Genomic DNA, 14,160 nt, shown 5'->3' with positions numbered 1-14,160 from the left:
CCTGCTGCTGCGGGGCGGGCCGTGCCGTCGGGGGTCTGCTACCTGTCGCGGAGCGCTTCGACGGCGCGCGCGGCGATCTCCTGCGGGGTGCCGGCGACGTCCACCTCGACGCCCGCCTCGTGGGGGCCGAGCGGTTCGAGGGTGGCGAACTGCGAGTCGAGGAGCGCGGTGGGCATGAAGTGGCCCTTGCGCTCGGCCATCCGGCCCTCGATGAGCTCACGGCTGCCGGTCAGGTGGAGGAAGAGGATGCCGGGGGCGGCCTTGCGCAGCCGGTCCCGGTAGTCGCGCTTGAGCGCCGAGCAGCTCACGACGCCGCCGTGGCCGGCACGCTCGTGGGCCCAGGCGCCGATGGCGTCCAGCCAGGGGGCGCGGTCGGCGTCGTCCAGCGGGGTGCCGGCGGACATCTTGGCGACGTTGGCGGGCGGGTGGAAGTCGTCACCCTCGGCGTAGGGCACGCCCAGCGCTTCCGCCACGAGGGGGCCGATCGTCGTCTTGCCGGTACCGGCGACACCCATCACGGCGATGACGTGGGCGTTACTCATCCCTGAGACCTCGCTGTCTCTCTACACGATCTCTGTTCCGGTCCACGCCGGCCCGGATTTCGCGTGGTCAGCGAGGTGCGAGTCCCACGGACAGTCGTTGGACTCTGCAACCCACTAGAGCCCATGGATACGACGTATTCAAGTCCGTGTGACATAAACGTCATACTTAATTGGGCCTCTGGGGACTGTTCGCGTACGGAACGTAGGCTTCTGTCATGCACGAGGACGTGGACGGACCAGCCGGCGCGACGACCGGGGAGCAGCCCGTGGGCTCCGCCGTCCGCGACGGGCACGACGGCCCGGGCACCGGCTCCGGCCCGGAACCGGCCGCCGGCGTCCCCCACCGGCCGGCCGCCTCACCCCTCGCCTTCGAGCAGGGCACCGGCGGCCACCACGCCCGGGTCCTGGAGGCACTGGGCACCGCCATCGCCGCCGGCGACCACCGGCCGGGCAGCGTGCTGCGCACCGACGAGCTGGAGGAGCGCTTCCAGGTCTCCCGCACGGTCATCCGCGAGGCCATAAGGGTGCTGGAGTCCATGCGGCTGGTGGTCTCGCGCCGCCGCGTGGGCGTCACGGTCTGCCCCACGCAGGAGTGGAACGTCTACGACCCCCGCGTCATCCGCTGGCGGCTGGCGGGGCGTGACCGGCCCCGGCAGCTCAGGTCGTTGACCGTGCTGCGATCCGCCGTGGAGCCCGTCGCCGCCCGGCTGGCCGCCCACCACGCCACCCCTGCCCAGTGCGCCGAACTGACCGAGCACGCCATGGGCATGGTGGCCACCTCCCGCGGCCAGCAGCTGGACGCCTACCTGGTCCACGACATGGCCTTCCACCGGGTGGTGCTGGCCGCCTCCGGCAACGAGATGTTCGCGCCGCTGGGCGACGTGGTGGCTGCCGTCCTCACCGGCCGCACCCACCACCACGTGATGTTCACCGACCCCGACCCGGCCGCCGTCACCCTCCACGTGCAGGTGGCCGAGGCGGTCCGCACCGGTGACGCCGACCGCGCCGAGAGCCTGACCCGGGAGATCACCCACGGGGCGATGGCGGAACTGGACGTGCTGGCGCCGTAGTCGGAGCCGGGCGGGGCCTCAGAACAGCGGCTGCTGCCCGGGGAACGGCGGCGCGTCCGGGTCGAACAGCGGCTCGGCGGGGGCGGTCACCGGCGCGATCTTGCGCGACCCCGGGCAGGAGACCAGCTCCAGCCGCATCCGCCGCCCGGGCGGGTCGTGCCGGGCGTACCGGCCGCCGACGACGGCGATCTCTCTCAGGCAGACGGGGCAGGCGCGGCGCAGTGAGGACATGAACCCAGTGTGACCCACCGGCAACCGAACATTCCCGGCACCGGCCACCCGCGCCCCGCGCCCCGCGCCCCGCGCCCCGGCGGACAGTGCCCGTTCGCCCCGCGCTCCCGGCGGACGGTGCCCGCCCGCTCCGGGGCCTAGAACGCGTCCGTCGGCACGTACGCGCCCCACACCTCGCGCAGCACGTTGCAGACCTCGCCGACGGTGGCCTTCGCGCGCAGCGCCTCGCGCATCGGGTACAGCACGTTGTCGGTGCCCTCCGCGGCCTTCTTCATCTCGGCGAGGGCCGCGTCGACGGCCGTCTGGTCGCGGTCCCGCCGCAGCGCCGCCAACCGCTGGGCCTGCTGCGCCTCGATGGCGGGGTCGACGCGGAGCGGCTCGTAGGGCTCCTCCTCGTCGAGCTGGTAGCGGTTGACGCCGACGACGACCCGTTCCCCGGAGTCGGTCTCCTGGGCGATCGTGTAGGCGTTCCGCTCGATCTCCTCCTTCTGGAAGCCCGCTTCGATGGCGGCGACCGCACCGCCGCGGTCCTCCACGCGCGCCATGAGGTCCCGGGCCGCCCGCTCCAGGTCGTCGGTCATGGACTCCACGACGTAGGAGCCGGCGAAGGGGTCGACGGTGGCGGTGACGTCCGTCTCGTAGGCGAGGACCTGCTGGGTGCGCAGCGCCAGCCGCGCCGACTTGTCGGTGGGCAGCGCGATGGCCTCGTCGAAGGAGTTGGTGTGCAGCGACTGGGTGCCGCCCAGCACCGCGGCCAGGCCCTGCACCGCGACCCGCACCAGGTTCACCTCGGGCTGCTGGGCGGTGAGCTGGACCCCGGCGGTCTGCGTGTGGAAGCGCAGCATCAGCGACTTGGGGTTGCGCGCCCCGAACTCCTCACGCATCACCCGGGCCCAGATGCGGCGGGCGGCACGGAACTTGGCGACCTCCTCCAGCAGGGTGGTGCGGGAGACGAAGAAGAAGGAGAGCCGGGGTGCGAAGTCGTCGACGTCCATGCCGGCGGCGATCGCGGTGCGCACGTACTCGATGCCGTCCGCCAGGGTGAAGGCGATCTCCTGCGCGGGCGAGGCTCCGGCCTCGGCCATGTGGTACCCGGAGATGGAGATGGTGTTCCACTTCGGGATCTCGGCACGGCAGTAGCGGAAGATGTCGGCGATCAGCCGCAGCGAGGGCTTGGGCGGGAAGATGTACGTGCCGCGGGCGATGTACTCCTTCAGGACGTCGTTCTGGATCGTGCCGGTCAGCTTCTCCGGGGCGACGCCCTGTTCCTCGGCGACGAGTTGGTAGAGCAGCAGCAGTATCGCGGCGGGCGCGTTGATCGTCATCGACGTCGAGACCTGGTCCAGCGGGATGCCGTCGAACAGGACGCGCATGTCGTCGATGGAGTCGATGGCCACGCCCACCTTGCCGACCTCGCCCGAGGCCAGGGGCGCGTCGGAGTCGTGGCCCATCTGGGTGGGCAGGTCGAAGGCGACGGACAGCCCGGCGGTGCCGTGCGCGATGAGCTGCCGGTAGCGGGCGTTGGACTCGGTGGCGGTGCCGAACCCGGCGTACTGGCGCATCGTCCAGGGCCGGCCGGTGTACATCGTCGGGTAGACGCCGCGGGTGTAGGGGAAGGCCCCGGGCTCCCCCAGCTGCTGGGAGGCGTCCCACTCCGCCAGGTCGGCCGGCCCGTACACCGGCTCGATGGGCAACCCTGACTCTGACTCTCTTGCCATGCGTCCACGCCTCCGCTGCGTCCACCGTCCGGGCCTGCGACGGGACGCCGTCTTGGCGATCGGGGCGTCTCGTCGCTCGCCACGGACTGTAGCCCCTGACGTGCCGACAGCGAACGGACCCGAGCTGGGAGGTTACTCACAACCGCCCGCACGCGAGGGACGGGAGGCGGGACGGCGGGCCGGGCGGGCCTCGGCCGGGGGAGGATGGGCGCGGGCGGAGCCGGGGGAACATGCCCCGCCCGCGCCGGACGCGCGGAGCCGCAGGTACGGGGGGAACCCCGGCTCACGCGCAGCCGATGACCAGTCGGCTTCACTCACTACTGCGCCGACGGCGCCCGATCCGTCACACCGCAGCTGGCAGAAGTGGCGTGACCCCCGTCACGTCCGGCGGCCGAACCGGCCTGAGCTGCGGGTTCGGGTGGCCGCGCGGGCGCCGTCCGACGGGCCCGCCGTCACTTCGCCCCGGCTGTGCGGCCCGCGCGCTCCCCCCGCAGCCAGCAGGCCGTCAGCGCGGCGGCCACGACGAGGATGCCGGCGCCCCACCCGAACGCGGCGGCGTAGCCCGCACTCAGCGCGGCGGGGTCGCTCGCCCCCGCGGACCGGGAGGCCGCCACGGTGGAGAGCACCGCCAGGCCCAGCGCACCGCCCAGGGTCCGGGAGGTGTTGACCAGACCGGAGACCAGGCCCGCGTCACCCGGGTCGGCCCCGGAGGTGGCCAGGGAGGCCAGCGGGGTGCCGCTGAGCCCGGCGCCGAGCATCATCAGGATGCCGGGCAGCATGATGGAGGTGACGTAGGCGCCGTGCGGCCCCATCGTCGACTGCCAGGCGAACCCGGCGGCGGCCACGAGGGTGCCGAGGACGGCGACGCTCTTGGCGCCGGCCCACCGCATCAGCCGGGGGGCCGTCTTCGCGCCGACCAGCACGCTCACCGAACTGGGTATCAGCGCCAGACCCGCACCCAACGGGGTGTACCCCAGGACGTTCTGGGCGTAGAGGGTCATGAAGTACCACATGGAGACCATGCCCGCCCCGCACACGAACATCGCCGCGTTGGCCGCGGCCACCGAGCGCACCGCGAGCACCCGCAGCGGCATCAGCGGCTCCTTCGAGCGGTGCTGGGCCAGCAGGAACAGGGCCAGCAGCAGGAGGCCGGCGGCGAGCGGCACCAGGGTGGCAGCCGAGGTCCAGCCGGTGGCCTCGGTCTGCACGATGCCGTAGGCGAGTACGGCCGCGGCAGCGGTCACGAGCACCGCACCCGGGACGTCCAGGCGGCGGTCGCGGGTGACGGCGGTCTCCCGGATCCAGCGGACCGCCGCCGCCGCGACCACCGCGCCCACCGGGACGTTGATCAGCAGCACCCACCGCCACGAGAGGCCGTCGGTGAGGACGCCGCCGACCAGCCCGCCGGCGGCACCCCCGCCGGCGCCGACCGCCGTCCAGGTCGCCACCGCCCGGGCCCGCGCCGCGCCCTCGGGCACCGCCGAGGTCAGCAGGGTGAGGGTGGAGGGCGCGAGGACCGCCGCCCCCAGCCCCTGCACCAGTCGGGCCACCAGCAACTGCCAGCCCTCCTGGGCGAGTCCGCCGCCCAGGGAGGCCAGGGTGAACAGCAGGACGCCGGTCACGAAGACCCGCTTCCGGCCGAAGACGTCCCCGGCCCGCCCTCCCAGCAGCATGAACCCGGCGAAGGCGATCGAGTAGGCGTTGACCACCCACTGCAGCCCGGAGGCGCTCAGCCCGAGGTCGGTGCGCATGGACGGCAGGGCCACGTTGACGACCGAGACGTCGAGGACGACCAGGAACTGGCCGGCGCAGGCCACCGCGACCACCAGCCACATCGGGGGTGCCGCCCGTCCGGTGGGGCTGCCCGGGTGGGTCGCGGTGGTACCGGAGTCGGAAGTGTCGGGAGCGTCCAGCATGAGCCGATGCTCTCAGCCGGCACCCCGGCGGCACATCGGGATTTCGGTCGGGTTCGGGCTCCGCCGGGGGTCCTACGCCGCATGATCGGGGGCCGTGGGGCGGCCGGCCGAGGGCAAACCCGTGGCGGTACTCCGGCTCAGCCGCTACCTTCCCTCCGCATGAGGGTGCTCTCGGTGAACGTGGGCAGGCCGCGGCCCAACCCGTGGAAGCAGCTCGCCACGACCGGAATCGACAAGGTCCCGGTGGCCGGGCCGGTCGCGGTGACGGCCCCCGGTCCCAAGGGCACCGGCGCGGTCGGTCTCGCCGGCGACCGGGCGTACGACGTCGCACACCACGGCGGCGCGGACCAGGCCGTGTACGCCTACGCCCGGGAGGACCTCGACCACTGGGAGACGGTACTGGGGCGCCCGCTGCCCGCCGGCCTCTTCGGGGAGAACCTCACGACGACCGGTGCCGACGTCAACGCGGCGCTGATCGGGGAGCGGTGGCGGATCGGGGCGACCCTGACCCTGGAGGTGTCCTGCCCCCGCATCCCCTGCCTCACCTTCCAGGGCCGACTGGAGCGGCCGGGCTGGATCAGGGAGTTCACCCGCGCGGTCCGGCCCGGACCGTACCTGCGGGTGGTCGAGCCGGGCGCGGTGCGGGCCGGCGACCGGATCGAGGTGGTCCACCGGCCCGACCACGAGGTGACGGTGGCCCTTGTGTTCCGGGCCCTCACCCTCCGTCCCGAGCTGCTGCCGCAGCTGCTGCCGGCCCAGGCGCTCCCCGAGGAGCTGAAGGAGACCCTGCTTCGGCGCACCGCCCCGGCCGAAGACGCGCGAGAGACCGCGCGGCGGGACACCGACCCAGGCCGGGAGGTCTGACGGACGGCGGGGCGGCAGAACGGCGGGCGACGGGACAAGGGCTCGAACGGCAGTTGCCGCCCGCCCGGGTGTGCCGACGGGCGGAGGAGGACCGGTCCCGGTGGGGGCGGCCGTGGCTCTCACCGCCCTCACGTCCGGCTGACCGGGTGAGGGGCCCGGCCGGGGCAGCTCACCGGCCGCCGGTGTCCCCACCCGCCGTACCGCCCGCACCGCGGCGACCCGTGCCGACCTGGCTCTTTCCGCTGCGGCTCGTCGTGGCGGTCGTCCCGGTCTGCCGCGGGTGCGCCCTCGCGTCGGTGCCGTGGCCGGGCCGGGCGACGGGGAAGGTCCGGCGGTCCGACCGGTCGGAGCGACCGCCGTCGGACGCACCGCTCCCGGCCGCGAGGTCGTCGCTGGCCCGGGCGTCGCCACCCGAGGTGCCCGGCGAGCCGTAGCCGTGGGTGTCGTCCGGCGCGTCGTGGTCCGGGCCGGCGGGGGACTTCGCGTCCTCGTCGTGGGTGCTGCCGCCGTCCTGGCGCCCCATGAGGCCCCCGCCGGACTGGTCCTGGCTCCGGCCCGCCAGGTACAGGCGGCAGAAGGTGCCGGCCTGCCGGGCGCCGCCCGCCCGCCGCTCCAGCGCCTTTTCGGCCTCGCCACGCTTCCCGGCCTGGTACGCACGGCACAGCGCGGTGAGGTGGGACAGGATGCCGGCCGAGGCGTGGCCGTCCCCGTCCTGGGCGCCGGGGGCCGGGGGGTGACTGCTCGTCCTCGGCCGCGTACTGGCCCGGGGCCCGTCACCGCCGTCGGACGGAGTCCGCTTCCCGGTGGTGGTGGGGTCCGGGTCGGCGGGCGAGCCGGTGCCGCCGGCGACGTTGGGGCCGCCACCGCTCTCGTCGGGCCCGGGTGAGGTGGCCGAGACGGCGGGCTGCGGGGCGTGCGGGTGCCCACCGGCGGGGAACGGCGTCGGCAGCGCTCCGACGGCCACGGCCACCGCGACCCCCGTCAGCGCGCACCCCGCCACCGCCACGGCCATACCGCGGCGCACGGCCCCCGGGAGAGCACCACCGCGGGCACGCACGCGACCGGCGGGGCGCTTCGTGCCACGCGTGCGCCCGGGCCGGCGCCCGGCCGCTCCGGCCGGGCCGAGTCCCACCACGCCGTGCGGCGCCTCGGGTTCCGCGGGGGCCGGCGCGGCATCGGCGTCGGGCGCCGGCTCGGTGACGCCCGACCCGCCCGCCGCGCCACCGGCGCCGGCACCGTCCGTGGTGCGTGCGGCACGGAAGGCGGCGACGGCGGCGTCCTCGCCGGGCAGCACCCGGTCGAGGGGCGCGTCGGCGGCCTCCCGGGCGACGGTGAGCAGCCGGACGAGAGGCGCCGGCACCTCCGGGGCCTCCCCCGAACCCGCCGGCACTCCGGCCTCCGCGGCCGGGCCACTCCCCGCAGCCGGGTCGGTGGCGGGAGCGGCCGGGGCGGCGGGGTCCTGGCCGGGGCCGCCCTGCGCGGGATCGACCTGCGCGGAGGCGCCGAACGCCGGGGTGGCCTCCCCTGTCTCCGTCCGGTCCGCCGGACTGTGCGCCGGGTCGCCGACCGGACGGGAGCGGCGGAACGCCTCCCCGAGCACCACGTCGAACCAGTCGTTCCGGTCGTCGGCCATCACATGCCCTTCTGCGTTCGTGCGGCCGTATCCGTCACACCTGGTACGCATGATCCTGCCGTGCCGGCCGGCCCACGACGCCGTTGCGCCGGGACCGTTCCCCTGTGCTCCGCCCCCTGCGCGGGGTCCGTCGTGGTCCTCGGCACAGACGCACCCTCCGCCCCGACCGTTGCGTCCTTCCCCGGCGCGGACGCGGTTCCTCCAGCCGTGGACGGGGTCCCTCCGGCCGCGGGCCCGGCCCCGCGAGACGTGGGCGCGGTGGCCGGGCCCACGGTTGCGGTCCCCGGGCCCGTGAAGGTGCTGCCCGGGTCGGTTGCTGCGGGTGTCTCGCCGTCCCCCACCCCGGCGCCCTGGTTTCCCGCACCGCTCCGGCCGCCCCCGTCCTCCCCGTCGCTTCTGCCACCCTCGGCGTCGTCCCCGCCGGCGTCGAGCATCCGGGCCAGGCGGCGCAGGCCCCGGTGGGCGGAGGTGCGGACCGCGCCGGGGCGTTTGCCCAGGACCTCGGCCGCACCCCTGGCGTCGAGCCCCACGATCACCCGCAGGGTCACCGCCTCCGCCTGGTCGGCCGGGAGACGGGCTATCAGGCGCATGGCCTCCCGGGTGCCCAGCGCCTCCATGGCCGCTCCGGCGGTGTCCGAGGGGGAGGGGCGGTCGGCCAGTTCGCTGTCGTCGCCGCCGACGGCGGGCCGGCGTCCCCGGGTCCGGATGTGGTCCAGCGACCGGTTCCGGGCTATGCGGGCGGCCCAGCCGCGGAAACGGTCCGCGTCGCCGGTGAAGCGGTCGAGGTCGCGGGCTATCTGGAGCCAGGCCTCGGAGGCCACGTCCTCGGCGTCCGCCTCACCGACCAACGTACGGACGTAGGCCAGGAGCCGGGGCTGCACCATCCGGTAGACGATCCGGAAGGCAGCCTCGTCGCCGTCCTGCGCAGCCTGCACGGCGGCGGTCAGCCGACTGTCGTCGGGCCGGGTGTCGTCCCCTCGCACGGGTCCATCCTGTCGCACGCGGAAGGCGGTCCGTCGCGTCCGCCCGGTACTTGGCTGTCTCTCTGCCTGGTCCGTGGCCAGTGGCGTCGTCGGGTCGGGGGTCGGAATGCTACGTGCCGTCAGCCTCCCGCACCGTTCGGTGCGGGAGTCACGGGCCTGGCCCACGGGTGCGACCGTCCGTGACTTCGCCGACCGTAACCCGCCCCGTGGACGGAGGCGCACCCGGGCGTCGGGGAGGGCGGCGGCGGTGCAGCCCGCGCAACGCTCCCTCACCCTCTGCGTCGCCCCGTGCCTGACGGTGACGTTTTCGCGGAGTCCGGCGCTGTAGGGGTTAGGAGACCTTCCCCCTCAGGCCGTCAGGCGGTCCGCGCGGGGCCGGCGACGGGTACCGCGAGGGACCGGGCCGCCGGCCGGCACCCGGGCCCGGTTGGGGAGCGCCGCGGTCCGGTTCCCCGCCGGCCGGTGCGCGGGAGGTCTCCCCGGGCCCGTGCGCGGGCCCCCGTGTACGACGGTCGGGGCCTCTCCTGTGGGGGGTGGCGGCCCCGGCCGTCTCTCCCCCTGCCCCGGCCCCTCCCTCGGACTGCCGACGGAGGTCTCACCAGTGCAGCGAGCCGCACGCCCGACACGGCAGGCGACACGACCGGATGCCGCGCCACGTCAGACAGGCAGGTCGTCGGGCAGCAACCGGAACGCCTTGTGCCGGCCCAAGGGGCGCACGGCCCGGAAATCGCGACGGTCGAGCGTGAGTACGGCATCGGTGTCGTACTCGGCGGCGAGGGCCACGTTCACCGCATCCGCGAGGTCCAGGTCCAGGTCGCGATATCGGGCCCGCAGCGACTGAGCGGCACCCAGATGGACTTCCGTGATCTCGGGCAGCGCGACACGGCCCCGACGCATCCAGTGACGGATGTCGTCGACCGCGCTGATCGCCGCCTCACGCCCGAGCTCACGCGTGGCGACGTGGTCGATCTCCGCGAGCAGCAGCGGGGACATCACCAGAAGCCCAGCGGCCATGATCGCCTCATTCGACGCCTGGTGCTCGGGATGAGCGGAGTCAAGCGCCGCAAGGAGCCCGGAGGTGTCCGCGATGACGATGATCACGCAGCGCTTCCGGACTCGCTCTCGCGGTGCACGGCGTCGGCGACGGTGTTCCGCACCTCGCTCCTGCCAGAAGTACGGCCTGTCCCCTTGAATGTACGAGAGAAGAGAGGTTCCTCCCAGACCCGGTTGGCCATGGCCGCCAGGTGGATGCCCTGGCGGATGATCTCAGCCTCGCTGATGCCGCGCCGCTGCGCAGCCTCCTTGATGATCGCGAGGTCCTCCGGATCGGCGTAGACGTTGGTGCGCTTCATGGACATGTACCAAAACTAGCGTATGTACCACATTGATGTATGCCCGGCCGTCTCCCCCTTCACCGCGAACGCGATCCCTCTCAGCACTCACCGCTCACCACCTGGCCGGCCGCCACGCCCGACCCGCTACGCGCTCCCGAGCCCCGCCTTGTCCACGACCTTCTGGAACTCGGTCCAGCTCAGCGACGGCTTGTGGGGGTTCCACAGTTTCTGCGCGGTGGCGGCGAGCGGTGTGCGGATGCCGTCGGCCACCTGCTGCGGGGTCTGGGCGTCAGGCTGGTCACCCCACACCCCGAAGCGCCCGCCGACCACCTTGGTCGGGCCGGTGTCGGCCCCCTTGACGGGCTTGGTGCCGCGGATGATGCCCGGGTACCAGCTCTCGTAGATGCGCTTGCCGGTGGGGTACTTGAACTTGTTGGGTTCCCCCAGCACGTAGTACAGGTACTCGTCGTTGGCGTTGACGACCTTCCGGCCTTCCTTCAGGTAGTCGGCGGGGTCACGTTCGCCGGGCTCCTTGCCCGTCCAGTAGACGACGCCGCGGTCCGCGTCCGCCTTCACCTGCCCGTCGGCGAAGAACCCGTCGTTCCACGCCGCCACGTCCGTCTTGCCCGCGGCGCGGACGGTCTTCTCCCGGGCGTTGAGCCAGGCGGCCACCAGGTCCTGGATGCTGCCCTTGTCGCCGTAGCGCTGCACCGCCTTCTTCTTCAGGTCGGCGTAGGTGGTGTCCGGCGTCTTGTTGCGCAGCGGCAGGAACTCGTCGCCGCCGAGGTGGAAGGACTTCCCCGGGAAGAGCTGCGCGTACTCCCGCAGCAACTGGTCCACCAGCTTCGCGGCGGCCGGGTCGGTGGGGTCCACCGTGCCCTCGGGCTTGCCGCCGCTGGAGCTGAGGAGCTGGAGCTCCGGGTGCTTGGCGATGACGGCGTTGAGGTGGCCGGGCGAGTCGATCTCCGGGACGACGTTGATGTGCCGGCTCGCGGCCAGCCGCAGCAGGGTGCGCACCTGCGCCTTGCTGAGGTGGTCCCTGGAGACGATCTCGGGGTGGGAGTCGCTCTCGATGCGCCAGCCCTGGTCGTCGCCGAAGTGCAGCTGGAGCTCGTTGAGCTTGAGGTCGCCCATCTCGCGGATGCGGTCGGCGATCCAGTCCGCGCTGTAGGGCTTGCGCGCGATGTCCAGGATGAGCCCGCGGCGGGCCCGGTCGGGACGGTCGTGGACGGTGCCCTCGGGCAGGCCGCCGCCGGTGCGCTCGGCCTGCACCAGGGTGCGGGTGCCGTAGAAGACGCCGGCCGGGGTGGCGGCGGTGATGGTGACCGCGGCGTCGGCGGTGCGCAGCGTGTACGCCTCGTCGGCCGTGGCGTGGGAGGGGTCACCGGTCGGGTCCGGCTCGTGACCGTCCCCGGTCAGCCGCAGCACCACGTCCCCGGTGCGGACCTTCTGCCCCTCCCCCCACACGACGTCGAGGCCGCCGAGGTCCTGGGCGAGCAGGCGGGCCTCGCCGGCCAGCGGCCCCTTCGCGCCCGAGGGGACCACGACCCGCGCCTTCGCGGTGCGGCGCCAGCCCTTCCCCTTCGCCGCGTCGAAGCTGCGGACGGCGGGGACGGTCCGTGGCGACCCGCTGACGGTCGCCCACGTGGGGTCGGGCGAGGGGCCCGCGCGCCCGGACCCGCCGTCGCCCCCGCACCCCGCCGTCACCAGTGCGGCAGCCACCACCGCTGCGCACGCCGTCGACTTCCTCATGTGCCCGACCTCCTGTTTCCGCCGAAGCTACGCCCCGCCGCCGCCGCTTCCGTCCACCCCGCGCGCCGCCCTCTCCCGTACGGGTGAAATTCGCGCATCCGTCGGACGCTCCCCGGAGGGTGTCGTTAGCGTGACGGAGCGACCTCCGCCGGGCGCGTAGTGGCCTCTCCTCCGCCGGCCGGCACGCAACCATCGGGGCCTCTTCCGCGTCCCGTTTACCGACCCCCTTCACGCCCCCTTCACGTCCCGTCACCTAAGCTCGCCTCAGGCAACCACTTCTTCTTCACGCGCTCCCCATCCCGCCGACACACCCGGGGCCCGGCCACCACCGACGCGCCCCGCCCCTCCCACCTCCACGAAGGCCCCGTGCCCCTCTCCTCCGCCCCGTCCCGCCCCGCCGCCCCCGAGGAGGCTCCGCTGTCCCGCAAGAACTCGGTCAGCCGACCGGCCTCCCTGTGCTCGGCGGGCCCGGTCATACCTGCACAGGCACGCGCCGGCGACTCCCGTCCGCCGACGCCGGCACCTCCCGCCCCGGCCACGGCCCTGGCCCACCGCGACCGGGCGCTGACCGCCTTCAACGGCGCCGAGCCGGCGGCCGCGGAGGCCTCCCTGCTGGCGTGCTGCGGCAGCCGGCGCTGGGCGAAGCGGCTGGCCGACCACCGGCCCTACCCGGACGTGCCGTCCCTGCTGGCCGCTGCGGACGAGGCCCTGTACGACCTCTCCCCGGCGGACGTCACGGAGGCCCTCACCCGCGAGACCTTCTCGCCCGACCTGCTGGTCCCGGTGGGGAGCCCCTCGGCGCGCGCGGCGCACACGGCCCTGCGGGCCGCCCACGACGCCTACGAGATCCGCTTCGAGCACGCCTTCGTGCTCTGCCTGGACGACTTCCACGCCGACGAGGTCCTGGACCAGACCCTTGCCGCCATCCGCCGCCGGCTGGGCCACGAGCGGGACGAGGAACGCGCCGTCTCGGCCGACGAGCTGCGGCGGCTCGCCCGGGGCCGGCTGCGGCGCCTGGTGACCACACCGCCCGCGGCCCGCTGACCGGCGGCGGGGCCGCGACGGGGCCCGTCGGGCGGTTCGGGTGTGCGGCGGCTGAATGCCTGTTTGATCACACCTAAGGGCCCCGTCGGCAGCGCACGGCAAGTCGTCGCTACGATGGCCGGGGCCGGTGGACCGTACCCGGCCGGGCCCGACCGACAGTGAAGCCGGCAGGCCCCAATCCCCGCTCCCGGAGGGTTTTTTCCGTGCCGGCTGGAACGCTGTACCGCGGCCGGGAAGGCATGTGGTCGTGGGTGGCTCATCGAGTCACCGGTGTCCTCATCTTCTTCTTCCTGTTCGTGCACGTCCTAGACACCGCACTCGTCCGCGTCTCCCCCGAGGCCTACGACGACGTCGTCTCGACGTACAAGACGCCCATCGTCAACGTCATGGAGTACGGCCTGGTGGCCGCCATCCTCTTCCACGCGCTCAACGGGTTGCGTGTCGTCGCCGTGGACTTCTGGTCCAAGGGCGCGCGCTACCAGAAGCAGATGCTGTGGACCGTGATGGCCATCTGGTTCGTCCTGATGGTCGGTGCCTTCTACCCCGTGTTGCAGCACACCCTGCGCACGCTGTTCGGGAGCTGATGAGCGATGTCGGCTGAGACCACCACCGCCACCTCCGACACCGGCGCCACGGCGTCGCTGTACGGCGTGGACAACCCCGCCCCCGTCATCGAGCCGCCGCGCGCCCGCAGCGCGAAGACGCCGCGCCCGACCCGGACCAACTTCGAGCTGTACGGCTGGCTGTTCATGCGGCTGTCCGGCATCGTCCTGGTCGTCCTGGTCCTGGGCCACCTGCTGATCCAGCTCGTGCTGGACGGCGGCGTCTCCAAGGTCGGCTTCGCCTTCGTCGCCGGCCGCTGGGCCAACCCGTTCTGGCAGATCTGGGACCTCGGCATGCTGTGGCTCGCGATGCTGCACGGCGCCAACGGTCTGCGCACGGTCATCAACGACTACGCGCAACGGGACAACACCCGCTTCTGGCTGAAGATGCTGCTGTACACGGCGACGGTCTTCACCGTCCTCCTGGGCACGCTGGTGATCTTCACCTTCGACCCGAACTTCCGCTAGGCA

The 14,160-nt window shown here is 73.8% G+C and carries 14 protein-coding genes; 5 read left to right on the top strand and 9 right to left on the bottom strand.

The window, feature by feature from the left end; genetic code table 11:
- Positions 1–38 precede the first annotated feature (38 nt).
- A complete protein-coding gene (locus ACFV3R_RS08130) occupies positions 39–542 on the bottom strand; it encodes a gluconokinase (RefSeq protein WP_385577365.1) in 504 nt (167 codons plus the stop codon).
- Between the two features lie 215 nt (positions 543–757).
- On the opposite strand from ACFV3R_RS08130, the gene ACFV3R_RS08125 reads away from it, so the two are divergent.
- The gene (locus ACFV3R_RS08125; RefSeq protein ID WP_385577362.1) at positions 758–1,612 is read left to right on the top strand and encodes a FadR/GntR family transcriptional regulator; all 855 of its coding nucleotides are present in this window, start codon (positions 758–760) and stop codon (positions 1,610–1,612) included.
- A gap of 18 nt (positions 1,613–1,630) precedes the next feature.
- On the opposite strand, the gene ACFV3R_RS08120 is transcribed toward ACFV3R_RS08125, so the two are convergent.
- The 3 genes from ACFV3R_RS08120 to ACFV3R_RS08110 form a co-directional block, all read right to left on the bottom strand.
- Positions 1,631–1,843, bottom strand: a complete 213-nt coding sequence (locus ACFV3R_RS08120; RefSeq protein WP_385577359.1) for a hypothetical protein — start codon at positions 1,841–1,843, stop codon at positions 1,631–1,633.
- 137 nt (positions 1,844–1,980) lie between these two features.
- On the bottom strand, positions 1,981–3,561 hold the full coding sequence (locus tag ACFV3R_RS08115; protein WP_385577356.1) for a methylmalonyl-CoA mutase: 1,581 nt from the start codon (positions 3,559–3,561) through the stop codon (positions 1,981–1,983).
- A gap of 452 nt (positions 3,562–4,013) precedes the next feature.
- Positions 4,014–5,477, bottom strand: a complete 1,464-nt coding sequence (locus ACFV3R_RS08110; RefSeq protein WP_385577353.1) for an MFS transporter — start codon at positions 5,475–5,477, stop codon at positions 4,014–4,016.
- Between the two features lie 159 nt (positions 5,478–5,636).
- Between ACFV3R_RS08110 and ACFV3R_RS08105 the strand changes: the two genes are divergently transcribed.
- Positions 5,637–6,341: an MOSC domain-containing protein gene (locus ACFV3R_RS08105; RefSeq protein ID WP_385577350.1), complete on the top strand. Its 705-nt coding sequence runs from the start codon at positions 5,637–5,639 to the stop codon at positions 6,339–6,341.
- 169 nt (positions 6,342–6,510) lie between these two features.
- On the opposite strand, the gene ACFV3R_RS08100 is transcribed toward ACFV3R_RS08105, so the two are convergent.
- From ACFV3R_RS08100 to ACFV3R_RS08080, 5 genes are all read right to left on the bottom strand, one after another.
- A complete protein-coding gene (locus ACFV3R_RS08100; RefSeq protein WP_385577347.1) occupies positions 6,511–7,974 on the bottom strand; it encodes a hypothetical protein in 1,464 nt (487 codons plus the stop codon).
- Positions 7,974–8,957, bottom strand: coding sequence for a sigma-70 family RNA polymerase sigma factor (locus tag ACFV3R_RS08095; RefSeq protein WP_385577344.1), 984 nt, complete (start codon positions 8,955–8,957; stop codon positions 7,974–7,976). The genes ACFV3R_RS08100 and ACFV3R_RS08095 overlap by 1 nt, the downstream gene beginning before the upstream one ends.
- Positions 8,958–9,614: 657 nt before the next feature.
- Positions 9,615–10,058 carry a PIN domain-containing protein gene (locus tag ACFV3R_RS08090; RefSeq protein ID WP_385577341.1) on the bottom strand — a complete coding sequence of 148 codons (444 nt, stop codon included), beginning with the start codon at positions 10,056–10,058 and terminating at the stop codon, positions 9,615–9,617.
- A complete protein-coding gene (locus ACFV3R_RS08085) occupies positions 10,055–10,315 on the bottom strand; it encodes a CopG family transcriptional regulator (protein WP_385577338.1) in 261 nt (86 codons plus the stop codon). The genes ACFV3R_RS08090 and ACFV3R_RS08085 overlap by 4 nt, the downstream gene beginning before the upstream one ends.
- A 120-nt stretch (positions 10,316–10,435) precedes the next feature.
- Positions 10,436–12,043 (bottom strand): glycoside hydrolase family 20 protein, encoded by a 1,608-nt coding sequence (locus ACFV3R_RS08080; protein WP_385577335.1) that lies wholly within the window; start codon positions 12,041–12,043, stop codon positions 10,436–10,438.
- Positions 12,044–12,409: 366 nt separating this feature from the next.
- On the opposite strand from ACFV3R_RS08080, the gene ACFV3R_RS08075 reads away from it, so the two are divergent.
- The 3 genes from ACFV3R_RS08075 (at position 12,410) to ACFV3R_RS08065 (ending at position 14,157) form a co-directional block, all read left to right on the top strand.
- Positions 12,410–13,087, top strand: a complete 678-nt coding sequence (locus ACFV3R_RS08075) for a 2-oxo-4-hydroxy-4-carboxy-5-ureidoimidazoline decarboxylase (RefSeq protein WP_385577332.1) — start codon at positions 12,410–12,412, stop codon at positions 13,085–13,087.
- A 203-nt stretch (positions 13,088–13,290) separates the two neighbouring features.
- A complete protein-coding gene (gene sdhC, locus ACFV3R_RS08070; RefSeq protein WP_385577329.1) occupies positions 13,291–13,671 on the top strand; it encodes a succinate dehydrogenase, cytochrome b556 subunit in 381 nt (126 codons plus the stop codon).
- Between the two features lie 6 nt (positions 13,672–13,677).
- Positions 13,678–14,157: a succinate dehydrogenase hydrophobic membrane anchor subunit gene (locus tag ACFV3R_RS08065; RefSeq protein WP_385577326.1), complete on the top strand. Its 480-nt coding sequence runs from the start codon at positions 13,678–13,680 to the stop codon at positions 14,155–14,157.
- Positions 14,158–14,160: the final 3 nt, after the last annotated feature.

Origin of the sequence: Streptomyces sp. NPDC059740 (assembly GCF_042733155.1) — a bacterium.
Lineage (GTDB): Bacteria > Actinomycetota > Actinomycetes > Streptomycetales > Streptomycetaceae > Streptomyces.
This window is presented reverse-complemented; position numbering and strand designations above follow the sequence as displayed.

What these genes read in the sequence shown, in the direction of transcription:
- ACFV3R_RS08130 (WP_385577365.1), bottom strand. Translation starts at nt 542, where the DNA reads ATGAGTAACGCCCACGTCATCGCCGTGATGGGTGTCGCCGGTACCGGC.
- ACFV3R_RS08125 (WP_385577362.1), top strand. Translation starts at nt 758, where the DNA reads ATGCACGAGGACGTGGACGGACCAGCCGGCGCGACGACCGGGGAGCAG.
- ACFV3R_RS08120 (WP_385577359.1), bottom strand. Translation starts at nt 1,843, where the DNA reads ATGTCCTCACTGCGCCGCGCCTGCCCCGTCTGCCTGAGAGAGATCGCC.
- ACFV3R_RS08115 (WP_385577356.1), bottom strand. Translation starts at nt 3,561, where the DNA reads ATGGCAAGAGAGTCAGAGTCAGGGTTGCCCATCGAGCCGGTGTACGGG.
- ACFV3R_RS08110 (WP_385577353.1), bottom strand. Translation starts at nt 5,477, where the DNA reads ATGCTGGACGCTCCCGACACTTCCGACTCCGGTACCACCGCGACCCAC.
- ACFV3R_RS08105 (WP_385577350.1), top strand. Translation starts at nt 5,637, where the DNA reads ATGAGGGTGCTCTCGGTGAACGTGGGCAGGCCGCGGCCCAACCCGTGG.
- ACFV3R_RS08100 (WP_385577347.1), bottom strand. Translation starts at nt 7,974, where the DNA reads ATGGCCGACGACCGGAACGACTGGTTCGACGTGGTGCTCGGGGAGGCG.
- ACFV3R_RS08085 (WP_385577338.1), bottom strand. Translation starts at nt 10,315, where the DNA reads ATGTCCATGAAGCGCACCAACGTCTACGCCGATCCGGAGGACCTCGCG.
- ACFV3R_RS08080 (WP_385577335.1), bottom strand. Translation starts at nt 12,043, where the DNA reads ATGAGGAAGTCGACGGCGTGCGCAGCGGTGGTGGCTGCCGCACTGGTG.
- ACFV3R_RS08065 (WP_385577326.1), top strand. Translation starts at nt 13,678, where the DNA reads ATGTCGGCTGAGACCACCACCGCCACCTCCGACACCGGCGCCACGGCG.